General features: G+C 31.3%; 1 protein-coding gene. It reads right to left on the bottom strand.

Annotated elements, in window-relative coordinates; all coding sequences use genetic code 11:
* Positions 1-1,595: hypothetical protein (locus ENL20_06865; protein HHE38277.1), on the bottom strand; the 1,595-nt coding region annotated here is incomplete at its 3' end.
* Between the last annotated feature and the right edge of the window lie 262 nt (positions 1,596-1,857).

Genomic DNA, 1,857 nt, shown 5'->3' with positions numbered 1-1,857 from the left:
GATTGATTATTAAAAATCAGGCTATCTAATGCTAATACTCCGTCCTGATAGTATAATCCGATAAATTCTCCATCCTCGTTAAGTTTGAAATTTGTATGTAAATCTCCTTGTTCAGGATCATTATCAAGCCAGACAATTAAAAATTCACCAGCATTAATTTCAGTATTATCAGGAAATTTCCATTTATCAGGAAAAGCAGGATTATCAGATAAAAACATACCTGAAAGATCGATAGTTTCTTCATTGGCATTGTATATTTCCAACCAGTCATCATATTCACCGAATTCATCCGCTAAGGTCTGATCATTATTTGCTAAAAATTCATTGATAAATAATCCGAAGGAAAATTCGGGTATAGTATAATTTAACAACTCTTGTTCAATACTATTAATTCTATTTGATATAAATGATTTAAGCCCAAAAATAACATGATCATGATAGATCAAATCCAATTCCAGACCTTCTTCAAATTCTTGATTTGAAAACATTTTTAAAGTATCTGCATAGACAGCAGGTCTGATCAAATCTGCCAGAGAATCGATGCGGGGGAATAGGATATCTTCAGTTATTTCTTCTTCAATTAGATATTTGAAATCTTTTAGATAAATATCAACATATTCCTGAAAATCAAATGGTCTTTGTCCAAGAGGTCTGGAAATATTGGGATGTTCCCAGAGAACAGAGAAATTTAGAATTTCTTCGTATTCCAGACTATTTGTTTGAGTTCCAAAAGCAGTATTAAAATCCCAGGGAATGTGTATGAATCTATCCGAGTCTGTACGGTGGTAAACATAGTAATTATGACCACTGCAAAAATAACTGTCGAGATTTACTAAAAAATTATTGATTGCATGAAAGAATAAATAATTATGGATATGAAAAACCTGCTCAAAGGAATCCTGAAAATCATGATCAGATGAATTATTTAAAACATCTATCATATTAACCAGATCAGACCAGTCATTTTCGTCTTCATTTGTTTTCAATTCATAATAATTATAATACGATTCTTGGTTATAACCGTGCCATTCAAGAGTACCTGCCGGATCACCTTTGAAAAGATTTCCGTCTTCATTCGCTCCGAAATTTTTATGCAAAAACTTCTTATCAACTTGCTCAACATTGGTGTATAAACCCCAATAATCACCATTGATATATAATTTGATAAAATTTGTCCTTGAAGCAGGTAAGTACTTATTGATCAGATCATAACTGATTTTCTCTCTTATACAGGTTGGATCATAATAACCATTACTGAGACTAAGTTTTTTTAAACCGTAGAATTCTTGGTCCTCAACAAATTTATCAAATTTAATTTTAAAAGGTTTTTTTGGGGTAGGGTAACTCATTGATTTAAGTCCTTTGAACTTGACTCCTACATTCAAGTAAACCTGTCCGTCAAATTCAAAATCTGCAGGAATATAATCCCTGTCCGTATCATATTCTTCCCATAAAAGGTCCCAGAAATTTTCCTGGTGAAAGGTTAAATGAAATTCATGAATTTGAGTATCATCAAAAACAATATCGGAAATATGAGAAAATAAACATGGGGAAAATAGTAGAAAATACATAACGATTAAAATATTCTTTTTCATCTTTATCTCCAAAAATTATATGCTTGAAATAATGAGTTTATCTTGAAATATATTTGTTGAATCTCATGCTGGATTGACTCTTTGTTTTTTTCATTGTAGCTAAGGACTATATTTTTGATCAATCCATTTTGAAAGATGATCGTAAATCCCATGAATTTTCGTTTTGAGCCGTTTCTTTTGCTGAATATTACAATGTCTCCAATCTTACTGACCTGTGATAAATCAATGTTATCCCCATCAGGAAGATGAAACAACTCATTTC

The organism is Candidatus Cloacimonadota bacterium (assembly GCA_011372345.1).
In the GTDB taxonomy this organism is placed as follows: domain Bacteria; phylum Cloacimonadota; class Cloacimonadia; order Cloacimonadales; family TCS61; genus DRTC01.
Note: the sequence above shows the minus strand (reverse complement) of the source record. Positions and strands in the feature narration are given on the sequence as shown.